Here is a 15,700-nt window from a genome sequence, read left to right on the forward strand (position 1 = left end):
GGCCGGCCGGTGCGGCCGCCCCGCCCCCCCATCGCCGGGACGCGCTCATGACGCCCGCCGCGTCACGGCGCCGAGCGCCTGACGCCAGGTCTGGGGGGAGAGCACGGAGCCCGCGAGGGGTCCGTTCGTCTGGGGCGCCGTGGGCGCGAGCGGTGCCGGAGTCGGCGCAGGCGCTGCGCCCGCCGCGCGGCGCTCGGCGCGGCGGTCGGCGCGCGACCGACGTCCGGACGGTGCGGGGGTGGGTGCACCCGCGATCGTGACGTCGTCGGCAGGGCCGAGCTCGGCGAGCAGGGCAGCCGCGAAGTCGGCATAGGGCCCCGAGAGCGGCAGGTCCGCCAGGCGCGGCCGGACGGCGGCCGCGCTCGGCAGCTCGCTGACCCCAGCGGCCTCGCGTGCCTCGACGAGGTCGACCCGCTCGCGCAGGAAGTCGTCGAACCAGGTCGGCGCTGCCGGGTCCGGGACGGGGGTGGCAGCAGGCGCCTCGACGACGCCCGCCGGCGCGGCGTGCTTGCCGCTGACGGCGACGACGGGGCGGTCGTCGATGACGTCGAGCCGGGCACGCTTGCCGAGCTGCGGGGTCGTCTGTCGGGCATCGAGCCTGGCCCGGTCATCGAGCCTGTCGAGATGCGGGGTCTCGGCAAGCTCGACCGCCGGGCGCGACGCGACCACCGGGGGTGTCTCGACCACCGGGTGCGACGCGACCACCGGCGCCGCGTCGACTGCGGGCGCGACGTCGGCCGGGTCGAGTTCGGCGAGCAGACGTACCTGCTGCTCCGTCGTGCCGAGCACGAGGACGCGCGAGCCCACCGAGATCACACTGACGCCGGTGCCGCGGCTGAGCTGCTGGCGGTGCAGCAGCGTCACCGTCGAGCCGGCGCGCGGCCGGTACCGGCGTCCGGCGATCCGTGCGGCGAGGATCAGCAGGCCGACGACGACCGCCAGCGACGCCACCATCCGCAGCGCCATTGCTCCCATGTCCATCGCGAGTCCCCCCGGTCTCGTTGGCTGGTGAAAGGGTGTGCCGGCTCAGCCGACGGCGGACTGGTCGAGGATCTCGGTGACCCGGAGGCCGAAGTCCTCATCGATGACGACGACCTCGCCGCGGGCGATCAGTCGGCCGTTCACCAGCAGGTCCGCCGGCGATCCCGCGGCCCGGTCGAGGGCGAGAACGGCGCCGGGCGCCAGGGCGAGTAGGTCGCGCACCGCCATCCGGGTGCGCCCGAGCTCGACGGTGACCTCCATCTCGACGCCGTGCAGCATCTCGATGCCGCGGCGCCCCGGGGCCAGCGAGCGGACGTTGTCGGGCAGCGCGCCCGCAGCCGCACCGAGGTCGGGCAGAGCCTGGCCCGCGACTCCGGGCTGGTCGCCGCGGGGCTGGCCGGAGCCGGGCGCCGTCGTCGCTGCGGCGGCGCCGGCTCCACCGGAGGCCTGCGCGACGGCCTGCTGGAGGACGGCGTCCGGCACGAGAAGCGCCGCGTCGATGCCGGCGCCGAGCAACGGCACCGCGATGAACGGTCCGGAGAGGCTGTCCACCACCAGCTCGAGGTCGAGGGTGCGGGCAGCGGCGGCGGTGGCGCCGAGCACCGCGGCTGCGGCGTCGAGCGCGGGCTGGACGGCGGCGGCGACGTCGAGCCCGCCGAGCGGGCTGGCCTGCAGCGCCTGCACCAGCTCCTCACCCACGAGCACGGTGATCGCCCCGGTGAGGGCGCCGCCGAGGTCGGTGGTCGCCGCGCCGGCGAAGACCGAGACGACGTGCTCGGTGCCGGGCTGCGGATCTCCGGCGGCGAGCTGGGTCGAGGCCGGCAGCACGGCGGCGCAGGCCTCCGCGGCGGCGTGGACGATCGCCTCGGGTGAGCCGGGGTCGAAGATCGCGTCGGTCACTGGTCCTCCTGGAAGGCCCGGCCCCGCGAGGGAGCGAGCGTTGATGCCGCCTGATGGGTCCGCTGGGCCGCCGTGGCCACGATCAGGGCGGCCAGCCGTTGACCGTGGGTGCCCGCGGTGGCGTGGGCGAAGATCTGGTCGTCGACGGTGATGTCGAGCGGTGCGGACGCCGGGTGCGCCAGGCGCAGGACGTCGCCGGGCTGGAGGCCCGAGAGCGCCGCCGGGTCGACCCGGGTGGTGCGGAACTGCGCCCGGACGTCGACGGGGACGTCCTGGAAGCTGTTCTGCAGCAACTCGGCGGCCTCGGCACGCTGCGCCCGCTCGCGGTTCGAGACCGGGGCCGGCGCCGCCGCGGCGGCCAGGTGCGGGTGGAGCCCGCTGAAGGGCAGGCACACCGAGATGCCGAACGGGCGGTCGTCGATGCGCAGTTCGAGGGTGATGGTCACCATCACGTCGGCGGCGCCCGCCACCTGGGCGAACTGCGGGCTGTACTCGACGCCGGTCACCTGCGGGTCGAGTGCGACGATCGCGGCGAGGGAGTAGCGCATCTCGCTGAGCAGTCGTGCGACCAGGCCGCGGATCACGCCGCCCTCGATCTCGGTGAGCGGCCGTTGCGGCTGCGCCGAGCCGCCGGGGCCGCCGAGCATGTGGTCGACGCAACTCATCACGGCGTCGAGCGGGAGGTCGAGCATCCCGCGACCGGGCATCGGGTCGGTGGTGAACAGCGTGAGATAGGTGGTCGGGGGCAGCGAGTCGATGTACTCGGAGTAGCTGCGCTGGTCGATCTTCAGCAGCGAGACCGAGCAGACGCTGCGCAGTGCCGAGGTGAACACCGTCGTCGCCTGGCGTGCGAAGCCGTCGAAGCCGAGCTGCAGGATGCGCTGGTGTTCGCGCGAGAGCTGGATCGGGCGCCGGAAGTCGTACGGCGTCGCCTCACCGCTGCCCCGTCGGCGAGATCGACCCATCGGGCCGGCAGATCCCGACCGGGGCTCGCTCGGAGGCGTCGCCAGCATGCTCACGAAGCCCCGTATCGGCGTGATGCCGGGGCAACTGAGCATTCGGGGACGCCGGAGTGCGCGGGGACGCCGATGTGACCGAACGGCCGGGGGGATGGCCCGATCGGGTGATCTGCGCTGCTGAGCCACGTTGACCCGTCTTTACCTGGGGGGGGGGGGACGGCCGCGGGGGGCGTTGACCCGTCTCCAGGTAAAGACGGGTCAACGTTCTCGGGCGCCTACTGCGTCACGAACTCGCGGAAGTAGGCGTCGATCACCTCCCCGTGATACAGGTGATCGAGCTCCTTGACGAGCTCCTTCTTCAGCTTGCGGCGCTCGGCGGGCTTGGCCAGTTCCTCGACCTTGCGGCCGCTGAAGATGTCGATGGCGACGTCGAGCGCCTTGCTGCCGTCGACCTCCTCGTGCACGTCGGCCACGAGCTGGAGCCCGAGTCCGAGCCGGAGGTAGTGGCCCCCCGCGAGATTGACCTGGATCGCGTCGAGCGGGACGACCTCGCCGGGCACGGGTTCGCCGGGCTCCGGCTTCGGCTTGAGCACGAACCAGTAGGCGCCGCCGCCGACGATGGCGATGATCGCGACGATCATGATCAGCTTCTTCTTGCCGCCGGGCTTCTCCGGGGCGGCGGCCGGGGCGGTCGCGGTCGCGGTGCTCATCCGTGGTCTCCGTCCTGCTCGGTGGTGGTCTCGGTTTCGTCGGCGCGGGACGTCGTGCGGGCCGCGCTGGCCGCGCTGGCTCGGCCGGCCCCGAGCGGCGAGCCGTGATCACGTGCCGCCGCGTCGGCAGCGCTGCCGAACTCGGGCAGCAGGGCCCGGGTCTCGGCGGGCACCTGGGAGAGGACGACGATGTCGACGCGCTTGTTGATCGCCTGCGACTTCGGCAGGGCGGGGTCGAGCAATGGCTTGGTCGCGCCGAACGCCGCCAGGGACAGGCGTGACTGCGGGATGCCCGCGTTCTCGTTGAGTCGCCGCAGCACCGTGACGGCGCGGGCGGCGGAGAGGTCCCAGTCGGTCGCGTAGTACTTCGGCTTCACCGGCGCCTGGTTGGTGTGGCCGTCGATCTGCAACGGGTCGTCGATGGTGCGCAGCACCTTCGACAGGGCGTCGACGACCTCGCGGCCGCGGTCCGTCAGGGTCGCGAGGTCGGCGGCGAAGACGACGTGGCGCGAGACCAGGCTCAGCACCAGGCCGCGCTCGTCGTAGGAAGGGCGGACGTCACCGTCCAGACCGGCCGCTTCGAGTGCCTCGACGACCTTGTCGCGCAGCTTGCCGAGGCGTTCCGCCTCGTTCGCGGCGTCGGCGGAGCGACGCTCGCGCTCGAGCCGGTCGTTCTGATCGATCGCCTGCTTGATCAGCTTGACCTGGTCCGGATCGAGGCCCGACAGCGTGAGCTCGGGGGCCACGGGGCCGACGGCGCCCTCACCGGGCTGGTCCTGGAGCGACTGCGCGCCGGTGAGGATCGAGTCCTGGGACCCGAAGCCGGCCGCGAGGCCGTCCTTGAGCTCGGCGAACTTGCGCTGGTCGACCTGGCTGATCGCGAACATCACGATGAAGAGCACCATCAGCAACGTGACCATGTCGGCGTAGGTCACCAGCCAACGCTCGTGGTTCTCGTGCTCCTCGTGCTCCTCGTGACGGACGCGCCGCCCGCCGCCCTTGGCATGTCCGGACATGACGGATCAGGCCGCCTCGTCCAGCGGCTGCTGCGCAGCAGGCAGCAGGGAGGTGAGCTTCTGGGCGATGACACGGGGGTTCGAGCCGGCCTGGATCGCGGCGACACCCTCGATCACCAGTTCCATCCGCACGCACTCCAGTTCGCTGAGCCGCTTCAACCGGTTGCTGATCGGCAGGAAGATGACGTTGGCGCTCATCACGCCCCACAGGGTCGCGAGGAAGGCCGCGGCGATCATGTGACCGAGCTTCTCGGGCTCGGCCAGGTTCTCCAGCACGTGCACCAGGCCCATGACGGTGCCGATGATGCCGATCGTCGGCGCGTACGCGCCGGCGTCGCCCCAGAACTTGGCGGCCTGCTTGTCGGACTTCTTCTTCGCCATCACCTCGCCCTCGAGGATGTCGCGCACCTCGTCGGGGTCGGTGCCGTCGACGGCGAGCGTGACGCCCTTGACGAGGAACTCGTCGTCCATGTCCTTGACCATGTCCTCGAGTGCGAGGAGGCCCTCGCGTCGGGCCTTCTCGGCCAGGCTCACGACCTGGGGGACGATGTCGCCCGCGGGGGTGGCCTGGCCGCCGGTGAAGGCTCGGACGACGCCCTGCATCGCAGCCTTGACGTCGGCCATCGTGCAGCCGGCGAGAGTCGCCATCAGGGTTCCGCCGAGCACCAGGGTCATCGCGGGGGGTGCGATCAGGCTGGCCGGGTTGCCGCCCTCCATGACGTTGGCGACGACGATGAAGCCGAAGGCGAGGCCGATCCCGAGCGCGGTTGCCGGATCCTTCATGAGGGGCTCCCGCCGGTGCTGTGACGAGCGACCCCGGGAGCCGGAGGGGAGATCAGTGCCGCGTCAGGCTCGTGGCCGGCCTGGTCATGGCCCACGACGAGGAGGTTGGGACGGCGCACCGACGCGCTCGCGTCGGTGGTGCTGCGGGCCGCCTGCCAGGCCTGGGTGTCACCGGGACTCGCGGTGACGTCGACCTCCAACAGGCTCGCCAGCGCCATCACCTCGGCGCGGTGGCGACGGACGATCGCGATGACCGTCGTCATGGGTTCGGCGACCATGTACTTGGTCCCGTTCATCAACGTGATGACCGTGTCTGGCGTGCTGTCGACGCGTTCGATGAGGTCGGCGTTGAGGGCGAACACCGAACCGGACAACCGGGTCAGCGGAATCATCGGGGCACCATCCTTAGTGCGGGGAGGACAGCCATCCGTGGCCGTCGAGGTTCTGGATCGGCGGATGTCGAGAGGATCTGAGTGGTCCGAGCGCAGCGCGCGCGACGCAGGAGCGGGCGCGTAGTGCGAGGAGGTTGAGGAGCGGGTCTCGACTGAGGAACGAAGTCGCGACCCGCGTCTCGAAACCCGGTGAGGGTCTCGACAAGCTCGACCACCGGGGCGGGGTCGAGGCCCTCGCTGGCGCGAGCGCCTCGACCACCGTCAGGGTCAGCGCTTGATGTTGATCAGGTCCTCGAGGACCTGGTCGGAGGTGGTGATCACCCGGGAGCTGGCCTGGAAGCCGCGCTGCGCCAGGATGAGGTTGGTGAACTCGGCGGCCAGGTCGACGTTCGACATCTCCAGCGCGCCGCCGGTGATGGTGCCGCGACGGCCCTCGCCGGAGACGCCGAGCTGGGCGGCGCCGGAGTTGGCTGACTCGCGGAACATCGTCTCGCCGACCTTCTCCAGGCCCATGGGGTTGTTGAAGTCGGCGATGGCGACCTGCGCCATGTCGCGCTGGATGTCGTCGGAGAAGACGCCGCGCAGCACGCCGTCGCTGCCGAAGCTGAAGGAGACCAGCTCGACTCCGGCGGGGACGGCGGGGGTCAACGAGCCCGTGCCGAGGGTGATGTCGGTCGGTGCGCCGGTCGGCGCGCCGGTGGCGTCGAGCGCGTAGCCCTGGACGCGGGCGCCGGAGGTGTTCACCAACGTGCCGGTCTCGTCGAAGGTGAAGGCGCCGGCCCGGGTGTAGAGCGACTGCCCGTCGATCTGCACCATGAACATGCCGTCGCCGTTGAGCATCAGGTCGGTCGAGCGACCGGTGAGTTGGGCCGATCCCTGTGTCATGTTGGCGACCGAACCGGCGAGCTGCACGCCCAGACCGATCTGTACCGGGTTCGTGCCGCCCCGGGCGGCGTTCGAGCCGGTGGCGCCGGTGAGCATCTGGCTCAGGGTGTCGCTGAACACCGTGGTGCTCGACTTGAAGCCGACGGTGTTGGCGTTGGCGATGTTGTTGCCGGTGACGTCGAGCATGGTCTGGTTGACGCGGAGGCCGGAGATGCCGGCGAAGAGCGAACGAAGCATGGTGATGTCCTCTCGGATGGACCAGTGGTGGCCCGTGACGGGCCGGTGACGGATCGGTGGTCGGTCAGAGACCGGTGGTGGAGTCGGTGGCCGCAGGAGTCGGGCCGGTCGCAGTCGTGTCGTCGGCCTCGGTCGGCGCGCGCACCGACTGCACCGAGGCCAACGGGACCTGGTGCTCGCCCACCGAGAGCATCGGGCCGTCGACGCCGAAGGTGACGCTCTCGACCGGGCCGCTGGCGGTCTTGCCGTCGGCTGTCGTGAAGCTCACTTCGCGACCGACGAGGCCGGCCGCACCGAAGGCGAGGGTGCTGGAGAGCACGAGCGCGCTCTGCTCGGCGACCTTCTGCATCTGCTCGAGGGCGTTGAACTGCGCGGTCTGGCTCAGGAACTCACCGGTGTCGGCCGGATTGAGCGGATCCTGGTAGCGGAGCTGGGCGACCATCAGCTCCATGAACATCTGCTTGTCGTCGCTCGAGGACGTCTTCCCGGTGCCGCTGGACGTCGCGGGGGCGATGAGCGAGCCGAGTCCGCTGGCGGTCACCGACGAGGTGGCTGGCACGGGCATGGGATCTCCTCACACACTCACGTCGAGTCGCGCAGAACGCGACCCGAGTCGGTCTGCCGCCGGTTCCCCGAGCGCGGAGCCCGTGGTCGTCAGCGGCGTGCCGTCCGTGGCGGTGGGGACGACGGGCATCCGTGTCTGCCGTCCTGGGTTCCGATCCGCGGAGGTGCCGGGATCGGACATTCCGGTGGGGACGTCGGGGCGTCCGGCGTCCTCACCGGTGGAGTTCTGATCGGTCGCCGAACCCGGCTGCTGAGGAGTCGGACCCGACGGGAGCGGGGCGTTCGGCGTACTGGCGTCGCGCGCGGCGTCCCGCACCGAGATGTGCACCTCGGAGTGGTGTCGAGCCAGCAGCTGGTGCAGGTCCGCGCTGCCGTCGGCGAGGGCGGCCCGGGCCGCCTCGGTGCTGGCCGAGAGGCGCACCCGGACGGCGCTCGCCTCGCCCGGAGCGTCGACGCCGGCGCGGAGGCTGAGTGTCACCCGCACCTCGCCGAGGTTGTCGGGGTTCAGTCGCAGGGTGACGTGCCGCGTGGTCTGCTGGGCCGGGCCGCTCTCCGCCATGCGGAGCACCTCGCCGAAGACCTGGCGGGTGACGGTGGACGGGGATCCTCCGGAGGGCGACACCGGTGTCGCGATCGGCGTTGCCATCGCCACCGCCGGGCTCGCACCTGCGCCGGACGGGGCCGGGAGCGTCGCGGCGGGCTGTGCGGCGGGCTGTGCCGTGGGCGCAGCCGGTGCGCCGCTCGTCGCCTCGGCGGGGCCCTGCGAGCCCGTGGAGCTCGCCCGGGCTCCGGCGCCCGTGGGGCCAGGGGGCCGTTCGGGTGGGGAGTCGCGCGAGTCGTCGGTGCCTGCCTGGCCGTCGGTGCCTGCCTGGCCCGTCGGGCCGGGCTCGCGGGCCACGATCGGGACGCCGTCGCCGGTCTCCGCCGACACGACGTGGTCAGGCGTCCGATGGGCAGGACCGGGATCGGCGAGGAGCGCCGGGGCGGCCGCGAGTTGACCACGCCCCGGTGGGGCATCCGATCCGGGCTCCGCCGTCTCGGGCGGCTCCGGAGCTCCTGTCGCGACGCCGGCCGAGATCAGGGTCGGGCTCGGGGTCACCAGCGCTGGCAACGCGACCCACCACGGTGTGGTCTCGGCCGTCGCGGTCGCCGTCGTCGGCTCGTGGTCGACCTGGCCGTCGTCGGTCGTGGGCGGCGCGGTCGAGGCGTCGTCTCGTCCGGACACGGTGGAGGCGGTCGTGCTCGGCGCCGAGGCGACGTCGGTCCCTTCCACCGGTGACGCCGTGGTCGCGGCCGCACCGGTATCGGGCGTCGTCCCGTCAGAGGTCGCAGCGTCGAGTGCGACGTCGGTCGCATCGCCGGTCGCCTCACGGGTGCGGGGCGGGACGGGGTCGGGCGCGACCTCGACGTCGCCCGGTGCCGCTGCGGCGTCGGCGTCCACCAGCGAGGCGAGGGACGCGGGGAACCCACCCTCGACGACGGCGGCAGTGCCGCCGTCCGAGTTCGGCGGAGGCGTCAGCGTCGCGATCCCTCGAGGCGCCGCGGCGCCCATGGGCGTGGTCATCGTGCACCCACCGAGCCGCCCAGACTGCCGAGCACCGACCGCACGTAGTTCTGCGTCTCCGGATAGGGCGGCACGCCGTCGTAGCGCAGCACCGCCCCGGGGCCTGCGTTGTAGCCCGCGAGCGCGAGGTCCACCCGGCCGAACCGATCCAGCAGGTCGCGCAGCAGTCGCGCCGCCCCGTCGACGGCCTGGCTCGGGTCGAAGGGGTCCTCGACGCCGAGTCCGGCGGCGGTGCCGGGCATCAGCTGCATCAGCCCCTGGGCACCCGCGGGGCTCACGGCACCGGGTCGGTAGGAGGACTCCTGCTTGGCCACGGCCGAGAGCAGCGAGGGGTCGACGCCGTGCCGCGCGCCGGCCGTGGCGAACAGGTCGTCGTAGGGGGACGGCGGCAACGCGGTCCGGCCGGCGGCGACGCGGCCCGCGACCGCCGCGAGACCGCCTCCCGACCCCGACGGGGCGGCCTCGGGCAGCACCCGGCGGATGTAGTCGGGCTCGCCGTGACCGGACGCGGCCAGGTCGATGACCCGGATGTCGAGGCCGGTGCGTGGCGCCTCCAGGATCTTGCCGTCGCCGAGGTAGAGCGCGATGTGGTCGGCGCCGTTGTTGCGCGAGGAGTTGTCCCACGCGACGAGGTCGCCCGGTCGCGCCTCGGCCATCGACCCCACGGCGGTGCCCGCGCGGGCCTGATCGGCCGAGACGCGGGGCAGATCGATGCCGTGCCGGCCGAAGACGTACTGCATCAGTCCGGAGCAGTCCATGCCGCCGTCGCTGGGGGAGTCGCCGCCCCACACGTAGGGCATCCCGACGAACGTACGGGCCTCGGCGATCACCTGGTCGGCCAGCGGCGACGAGTCTCCGGACGTGCCCGATGTCGGTGCGCCGTCCGGGCTCGCGCCCAGCACGAGGGAGAGGGCATCGGAGAACTGGGTCGACGACGTCGAGCCTGCGCCGAGCGCGCCGGTGGTGCCGGTCGTGTCCGCGCCGACGGACGGCGTGGTGGCGCGCAGCAGCGAGAGCTGGCCCTGGATCTGGGCGATCCGCGCGGTGACGTCGGTGACGCTCATGAGGCCTCCCCGTGGGCCTGGCGGTGGTCCCGGGCGCGCCGTTGCCACAACCGTGCGCTGACGTCGTCGACCTCGAGCGCCTCGGCGCGAGTCTGCTCGGCCGCCCGCTCGGCGGCGCGGCGCTCGAGCAGTCGCTGCACGGCATCCAGGCGCGAGTGCGCGGAACGCCAGTGTGCCGCGGCGTCGAGGGCGACGACGCGCGCAGTGCCGGCCTGGTCGCGCGCCTCGCGCACCAGGTGCGAGGTGACGACGAGCTGTTGGCGAAGCGCCGCATACCCACCGGCTCCGGGGCCGGCGAAGGTCGCCGTTCCGGTGGCGAGCGAGTCGTGCGCCGCAAGCGCGTCCTCGTAGGCGGCGAGCCGTGCCTCGGCCCGCTGCTGGTCGCGCACGGCCTCCTGCAGGCCGAGCCGGGCATCGCGCTCGCGTACCTCGCGCACCCGCGCGACCGCGCGCAGGCCGGCGTCATGACGAGTGGTCGCCGCGGTGCTCACGGCGCCACCACCCCTCGGTGGTCGAGCTTGTCGAGACCGGGTGGGGTGCGGTGGTCGAGCTCGTCGAGACCGGGCATCTCGACAAGCTCGATGACCGGGGTGGGCTCGATGACCCGGGGGGGCTCGATGACCGGGGTGCTCACGGCGCCACCACCTGCTGCAGGCGCGCCCAGGTCTGATCGAGCGGGGTGGAGTCGTCCATGTCCTGGCGCAGGAAGTCGTCGATGATCGGCATCCGCGCGATGGCGGCGTCGGCGTCCGCGTCGCTCCCGGCGACGTAGGCACCGATCTCCACCAGCTCCTTGACCGAGCGGTGCGCGGCCAGCATCCGGCGCAGGCGGACGGCGTCCGCGCGCTGCTCGGAGGTGGTCACGGCGGAGGTGACCCGGCTGATCGACTCGAGCACGTCGATGCTGGGGAAGTGGCCCGCGGTCGCGAGGCGGCGGGTCAGCACGATGTGGCCGTCCAGGATCGAGCGGGCGGTGTCGCCGATCGGGTCCTGGAGGTCGTCGCCCTCCACGAGCACGGTGTAGAGGCCGGTGATCGAGCCCGCCGGAGAGGTTCCGGCGCGCTCGAGCAGGCGCGGCATCAGGGCGAAGACGCTGGGCGGGTAGCCGCGGGTGGCCGGTGGCTCGCCGGCGGAGAGGCCGATCTCGCGCTGAGCCATCGCGACACGGGTCAGACTGTCCATCATCAGCACGACGTCGTTGCCGGCGTCGCGGAACCACTCCGCGATCCGGGTCGCGACGAACGCCGCCCGCATCCGCACCACCGGTGGCTGGTCGGACGTCGCCACGATGACCACCGAGCGGGCGAGGCCCTCGGGGCCGAGGTCGTGCTCGATGAACTCGCGGACCTCGCGGCCGCGCTCGCCCACCAGTGCCAGCACAGAGACCTGGGCGTCGGTGCCCCGCGCGATCATCGAGAGCAGACTGGACTTGCCGACGCCCGAGCCCGCCATGATGCCCAGGCGCTGGCCGCGTCCGCAGGGCACGAGGGCGTCCAGGGCGCGCACCCCCAGGCCGAGGGGGGTGTCGATCCGGGGGCGGGCGAGGGCGTCGGGGGCGTCGTGCTCCACGCCGACCTGCTCCATGCCGGGCAGACTCGGGAGGGCGGGTCCGCCGTCCAACGGTCGACCGAGCCCGTCGAGCACGCGACCGCGCAGCGCGTCGCCGGCCCAGACCCGCAGCGGGCCGCCGGTCGATCGCACCGGTACGCCGACCTCGATGCCCTGCGTGGAGCCGAGCGGCAGGCAGGTGAGGCCGTGCGTGGTGCTGCTGGCGACGACCTCGGCCAGCACGGGCTCGGAGCTGTGCTGCGGCAGGAGCTCGAGCAGGTCGCCGACAGCGGCGTTGAGCCCGACGACGCGCAGGTGCAGGCCGACCAGCTCCCGCACGCGGCCGCGGGGCTGTGGCGCCACGGCGTCCAGCGCGCGGTGGCGCACGGCGTCGAGCACGCCGTTCGAGCCGATCACGTCGACGGTCATGTCAGCGCCGTCCGGACGCGGTCCAGCGCGGTGCCGATCGCGAGGTCGATCAGCTGCTCGTCGGTCTCGACGACGGCGTCGGTCAGGGCCAGCGAGTCGTCGCCGACGACACGGATGTCGCCGGGGCTCGCGGCGGTCTCGCTGAGCGCGGAGCGAATCGCCCGGTCGTCGGCCAGGGCGGGGTGGAGCCGCACCGTCGCCGTGACGCCGGAGGACACCGTCGTCAGAGCGGCTCGCACCCGCTGGAGCACGTCCGCACCGGCGCTGCCGTCGGACTCGCCATCGGCCAGCGCGCGGCCCAGGATCGCCTCGACGAGCTCGCGTGCCAGGCGCAGTGCGTGGGCGTCGAGGTCGGCGGCATAGTCGCCCACCGCCGTCTGGAGCCCCGCTGCCGCCTGACGCAGCGCGGCGAGGGCGTCGTTCAGCTCCGCCTCGCGCCGATGCTCGGCCGCGGCGACCTGGGCCTCCAGCTCGGCACGCTCGGCAGCGGCCGTCGCTGCCGCCTCACGCCGTCCCTGCGCCCAGCCGACGGCGTAACCCTGAGCCTGGGCGGCGCGCCGGGTGTTCTCGGCGAGCCCGGCGAGCACCTGCTCGGTGACGGCGTCGCCGAGCACGCCGTCGTCCTCGAAGCGGGTCCACGTGCCGTCGCGCAGCTCGGGCGTCGCGAGGGCACCGACGGTGCCGGCCTGCCCCGACGCGACCAGGTCGCCGCGCAGCACGCGGTTCCGCGCCGTCAGAGTGACGGCGAGGTCACTCGACGAAGTCAACGTCGCCTCCGCGGCGCACCATGATCTCGCCGCGCTCCTCGAGCTGGCGGATCGTGCGGATGACGGCCTGCTGGGCCTCCTCGACCTGCGTCAGACGCACCGGCCCGAGCAACTCGATGTCGTCGATGAGCGTCTCGGCGGCGCGCGAGGACAGGTTGGTGGTGACCTTGTCCCGCACGGGGGTGGCGACGCCCTTGAGCGCGAGGGCCAACGAGGAGGTCTCGACCTGGCGCAGCACCTGCTGCATCGAGCGGTCGTCGAGGTTGACGATGTCCTCGAACATGAACATCCGGCTCTTGACCTCGTCGGCGAGGGTCGAGTCGAGGGCCTCCAGGCCCTCCACGATCTGGCGCTCGGTGGCGCGGTCGGAGCAGTTGATGATGTTGACGAGGGGGTCCAGTCCGCCCACGCGCGACATGTCCTGCGGCTGCAGCATCGAGGAGAGCTTTCGCTCCAGCGTGCTCTCCACCGTGCGCACGATGTCGGGCGAGGTGCGGTCCATGACCGCGATGCGGTGGGCCACCTGCGCCTGCTGCTCCGGGGGCAGCCCCGAGAGCAGCAGCGACGCCTTGTCCGGCGTCATGTGCGCCAGCACCAGCGCGATCACCTGCGGGTGCTCGTCGACGATGAAGGAGCGCAGTTGCGCCGGGTCGGCCTGGCGCAGGAACTGGAACGGCATCTGCACGGCAGCGGCGTTGAGTCGCTCGATGATCTCCGCGGCCCGCTCGCTCCCCAGGGACTGCTCCAGCACCTGCTGGGCGAAGGCCAGGCCGCCCCGCGCGATGTGCTCGCGCGCGGTCATCATGTCGCGGAACTCGGTCATCACCGCGCTCGACTCCGATGCGCTGATGGAGTCCAGCCGGGCGATCTCGGCGGTGATCGCCTCGACCTCGTTCTCGCCCAGGTGGGAGAGCACGCTCGCGGCGCGCTGCTTGCCCAGCTGCACCAGCAGCACGGCGGCCTTGCGCGCGCCGAGACCGGTCAGCGTCGTCGTCATCCGTACGTCCTCTCCCTGATCCCGGCCACTAGTTCTTCTCGGTCAGCCAGCCGCGCAGCAGAGCTGCGACGTCCTCCGGCTGCCGTTCGATCAGGGCGTCCAGCTCTGCGCGCAGCAGGTCGTCCTCGCTGCGCTCGGCCTCCTCCAAGGCCAGCGCGGCCGGCGCCTCGATCGCCGTCGTGCGCGCGGCGTTCTCGAGCTTGAGCTGTTCCACGACGTAGGTGGTGGCCTGCTCGCGCCGCTTGGCCTTGCGGCGTCCTTGCAGGAGGGCGAGGAGGACCATGGCGAGCACCGCCAGGCCCAGACCGCCCTTGCGGTAGAGGTCGTTCTTCGCGGCGGCCTCGTCGGCGGCCCGCTGAGCGGCCAGCTCCTTCTGAGCGGTCTCCTCGGCGGTGCGGTTGAACGGCATCGCCGACACGGCCAGGTTCGCGGGGTCGATGCCGATGCCGTCGGCCAGCTGCTTGCGCACCTGGGTCGGCGAGTAGGCCTGCGTCGTCGCGGCGTCGAGCACCACGCTGACGTTGAGCTTCTCGATCTGCCCCGGTGCCGTCTCGGTGGTCTCGATGATGGAGTCGACCGGGTGGTCGGCGGTGGTGGTGTTCTGGGTGTAGGTCGCCCCGGGGTCGTTGCTGCCCAGGCCGTTCTCCATCTGCCCGTCCGGTCCGACGACGCCGCCCGCGACGCTGCCGGCACCCGTACCGGTGTAGTTCTCGGTACTGGTCGTGCTGGAGGAGGGGCGCTCGTCGGGGGTGTAGTCGACCTCCTGTCGGCTGCGCTTGTCGAAGTTCAGCACGACGTTGGTCTGCACGGTGGAGTTGCCCGGCCCCACGATCCGGTCCAGCTGCGACTGGATCTTGGCCTGCAGCTCACGCTCGATCGCGGCACGCTCGTCACCGCGCGCAGTGGCGTCCCCCTGGGCGCCGTTCGCGGTCAGGAGCGTGCCGGCGGAGTCGGTCACGGTGACGTCGTCGGGACTCAGCCCCTCGATGCTGGAGGCCACCAGATGCACGATCGCCTGCACCTGGGACGGCGAGATGGTGCTGCCGGTGCGAGTGCCGATCAACACCGACGCCGTCGTCGGCTGCTGCTCGTCGGCGAAGACGCTCTTCTCCGGCATCGCCAGGTGCACCACTGCCGCGTCGACGCCGTCGATCGCCTCGATGGTGTTGGCGAGCTCGCCCTCCATCGCCCGCTTGAAGTCGGTCTGCTCCTGGAAGTTCGAGGTCGACAGACCCTGGTCGTCGAGCAGCGAGTAGCCACCACCCCCGCTGTTGCTGGGCAGGCCATCTGCGCTCAGGTCGATCCGGGTCTTGTAGACGGCGTCGCGCGGCACGAGCACCGTCGAGCCGCCGTCGGTCAACTCGTAGGGCACGCCGCTGGCGTCGAGCTGCTCGAGGACGGCCGAGGCGTCGGCCGAGGACAGGTCGGAGAAGAGCGGCGAGTAGTTCGGCGCCGAGACCCAGCGGAACACCAGGAAGGCGCCGAGCAGCAGGGCCCCGGTGCCGACGATCGCGGTCACCTTCTGGCCGAGCGTGAAGGTCTGGAACGAGCGCTGGTAGCGGGCCGCCGCCCGGGTCATGGTCTCTTTCATCACTGTGTCTCCGGCCTCAGCCGACCTGCATCCGCATGATCTCGGTGAAGGCCTCCACGGCCTTGTTGCGTACGGCGACGGTCACCTGGGTGGCGACCTGGGCCTGGGTGGCGGCGATCGTGTAGTCGTGCAGGTTCGCCAGGTCGCCCGTCGCAGCCTGGACGGCGAGGCGGTCGGCGGTGCGCTGCACGCCGTCGAGGTTGTCCAGGCTGTCGACCATCAGCTCGCCGAAGTCCGGGCCGGCCGCGGCCTGGGTACGGGCCGGGGGCGGGGCCGGGGGGCCCGGGGGGGCGGGCGGGGGGGGGGGCGGGGG

General features: G+C 72.5%; 18 protein-coding genes. All 18 read right to left on the minus strand.

The features are described from left to right. Nucleotides 1–45 precede the first annotated feature (45 nt). A complete protein-coding gene (locus KSO97_RS16945) occupies nucleotides 46–981 on the minus strand; it encodes a flagellar biosynthetic protein FliO (protein ID WP_232681077.1) in 936 nt (311 codons plus the stop codon). A gap of 45 nt (nucleotides 982–1,026) precedes the next feature. Next, nucleotides 1,027–1,881 (minus strand): flagellar motor switch protein FliN, encoded by an 855-nt coding sequence (fliN, locus tag KSO97_RS18405; RefSeq protein ID WP_232681079.1) that lies wholly within the window; start codon nucleotides 1,879–1,881, stop codon nucleotides 1,027–1,029. Further along, a complete protein-coding gene (locus KSO97_RS16955; protein WP_232681082.1) occupies nucleotides 1,878–2,846 on the minus strand; it encodes a flagellar motor switch protein FliM in 969 nt (322 codons plus the stop codon). Before KSO97_RS16955 ends, fliN begins: the two co-directional genes overlap by 4 nt. A 269-nt stretch (nucleotides 2,847–3,115) precedes the next feature. Further along, entirely contained in the window at nucleotides 3,116–3,550 is a 435-nt protein-coding gene (gene fliL, locus KSO97_RS16960; protein ID WP_232681084.1) for a flagellar basal body-associated protein FliL, read from the minus strand. Then, entirely contained in the window at nucleotides 3,547–4,566 is a 1,020-nt protein-coding gene (locus KSO97_RS16965; protein ID WP_232681090.1) for a flagellar motor protein MotB, read from the minus strand. Before KSO97_RS16965 ends, fliL begins: the two co-directional genes overlap by 4 nt. 6 nt (nucleotides 4,567–4,572) lie before the next feature. Continuing rightward, nucleotides 4,573–5,349, minus strand: coding sequence for a flagellar motor protein (locus tag KSO97_RS16970; protein ID WP_232681096.1), 777 nt, complete (start codon nucleotides 5,347–5,349; stop codon nucleotides 4,573–4,575). After that, nucleotides 5,346–5,741: a flagellar FlbD family protein gene (locus KSO97_RS16975; RefSeq protein WP_232681100.1), complete on the minus strand. Its 396-nt coding sequence runs from the start codon at nucleotides 5,739–5,741 to the stop codon at nucleotides 5,346–5,348. The genes KSO97_RS16970 and KSO97_RS16975 overlap by 4 nt, the downstream gene beginning before the upstream one ends. A 267-nt stretch (nucleotides 5,742–6,008) precedes the next feature. Continuing rightward, the gene (locus KSO97_RS16980; RefSeq protein WP_232681105.1) at nucleotides 6,009–6,863 is read right to left on the minus strand and encodes a flagellar hook-basal body complex protein; all 855 of its coding nucleotides are present in this window, start codon (nucleotides 6,861–6,863) and stop codon (nucleotides 6,009–6,011) included. Nucleotides 6,864–6,927: 64 nt separating this feature from the next. Continuing rightward, nucleotides 6,928–7,428, minus strand: a complete 501-nt coding sequence (locus KSO97_RS16985) for a flagellar hook assembly protein FlgD (RefSeq protein ID WP_232681110.1) — start codon at nucleotides 7,426–7,428, stop codon at nucleotides 6,928–6,930. A gap of 9 nt (nucleotides 7,429–7,437) precedes the next feature. Then, complete coding sequence (locus KSO97_RS16990) at nucleotides 7,438–8,991, minus strand: flagellar hook-length control protein FliK (RefSeq protein ID WP_232681114.1); 1,554 nt, start codon at nucleotides 8,989–8,991, stop codon at nucleotides 7,438–7,440. Beyond that, nucleotides 8,988–10,055, minus strand: a complete 1,068-nt coding sequence (locus KSO97_RS16995; RefSeq protein ID WP_232681123.1) for a transglycosylase SLT domain-containing protein — start codon at nucleotides 10,053–10,055, stop codon at nucleotides 8,988–8,990. The genes KSO97_RS16990 and KSO97_RS16995 overlap by 4 nt, the downstream gene beginning before the upstream one ends. Continuing rightward, entirely contained in the window at nucleotides 10,052–10,546 is a 495-nt protein-coding gene (locus KSO97_RS17000; RefSeq protein ID WP_232681136.1) for a flagellar FliJ family protein, read from the minus strand. The genes KSO97_RS16995 and KSO97_RS17000 overlap by 4 nt, the downstream gene beginning before the upstream one ends. After that, a complete protein-coding gene (locus KSO97_RS17005) occupies nucleotides 10,543–10,689 on the minus strand; it encodes a hypothetical protein (protein WP_232681147.1) in 147 nt (48 codons plus the stop codon). Before KSO97_RS17005 ends, KSO97_RS17000 begins: the two co-directional genes overlap by 4 nt. Beyond that, nucleotides 10,686–12,032, minus strand: coding sequence for a FliI/YscN family ATPase (locus KSO97_RS17010; protein ID WP_232681158.1), 1,347 nt, complete (start codon nucleotides 12,030–12,032; stop codon nucleotides 10,686–10,688). The genes KSO97_RS17005 and KSO97_RS17010 overlap by 4 nt, the downstream gene beginning before the upstream one ends. Further along, a complete protein-coding gene (locus KSO97_RS17015; protein WP_232681167.1) occupies nucleotides 12,029–12,799 on the minus strand; it encodes a FliH/SctL family protein in 771 nt (256 codons plus the stop codon). The genes KSO97_RS17010 and KSO97_RS17015 overlap by 4 nt, the downstream gene beginning before the upstream one ends. Then, a complete protein-coding gene (gene fliG, locus KSO97_RS17020) occupies nucleotides 12,783–13,796 on the minus strand; it encodes a flagellar motor switch protein FliG (RefSeq protein WP_232681188.1) in 1,014 nt (337 codons plus the stop codon). The genes KSO97_RS17015 and fliG overlap by 17 nt, the downstream gene beginning before the upstream one ends. 28 nt (nucleotides 13,797–13,824) lie before the next feature. Beyond that, nucleotides 13,825–15,375, minus strand: a complete 1,551-nt coding sequence (gene fliF / locus KSO97_RS17025) for a flagellar basal-body MS-ring/collar protein FliF (RefSeq protein WP_232681198.1) — start codon at nucleotides 15,373–15,375, stop codon at nucleotides 13,825–13,827. 28 nt (nucleotides 15,376–15,403) lie between these two features. Then, on the minus strand, nucleotides 15,404–15,700 hold a 297-nt coding region (gene fliE, locus KSO97_RS17030; protein WP_232681207.1), incomplete at its 5' end, for a flagellar hook-basal body complex protein FliE.

The sequence above is a fragment of the Nocardioides sp. R-C-SC26 genome (genome assembly GCF_021246465.1).
Lineage (GTDB): Bacteria > Actinomycetota > Actinomycetes > Propionibacteriales > Nocardioidaceae > Nocardioides.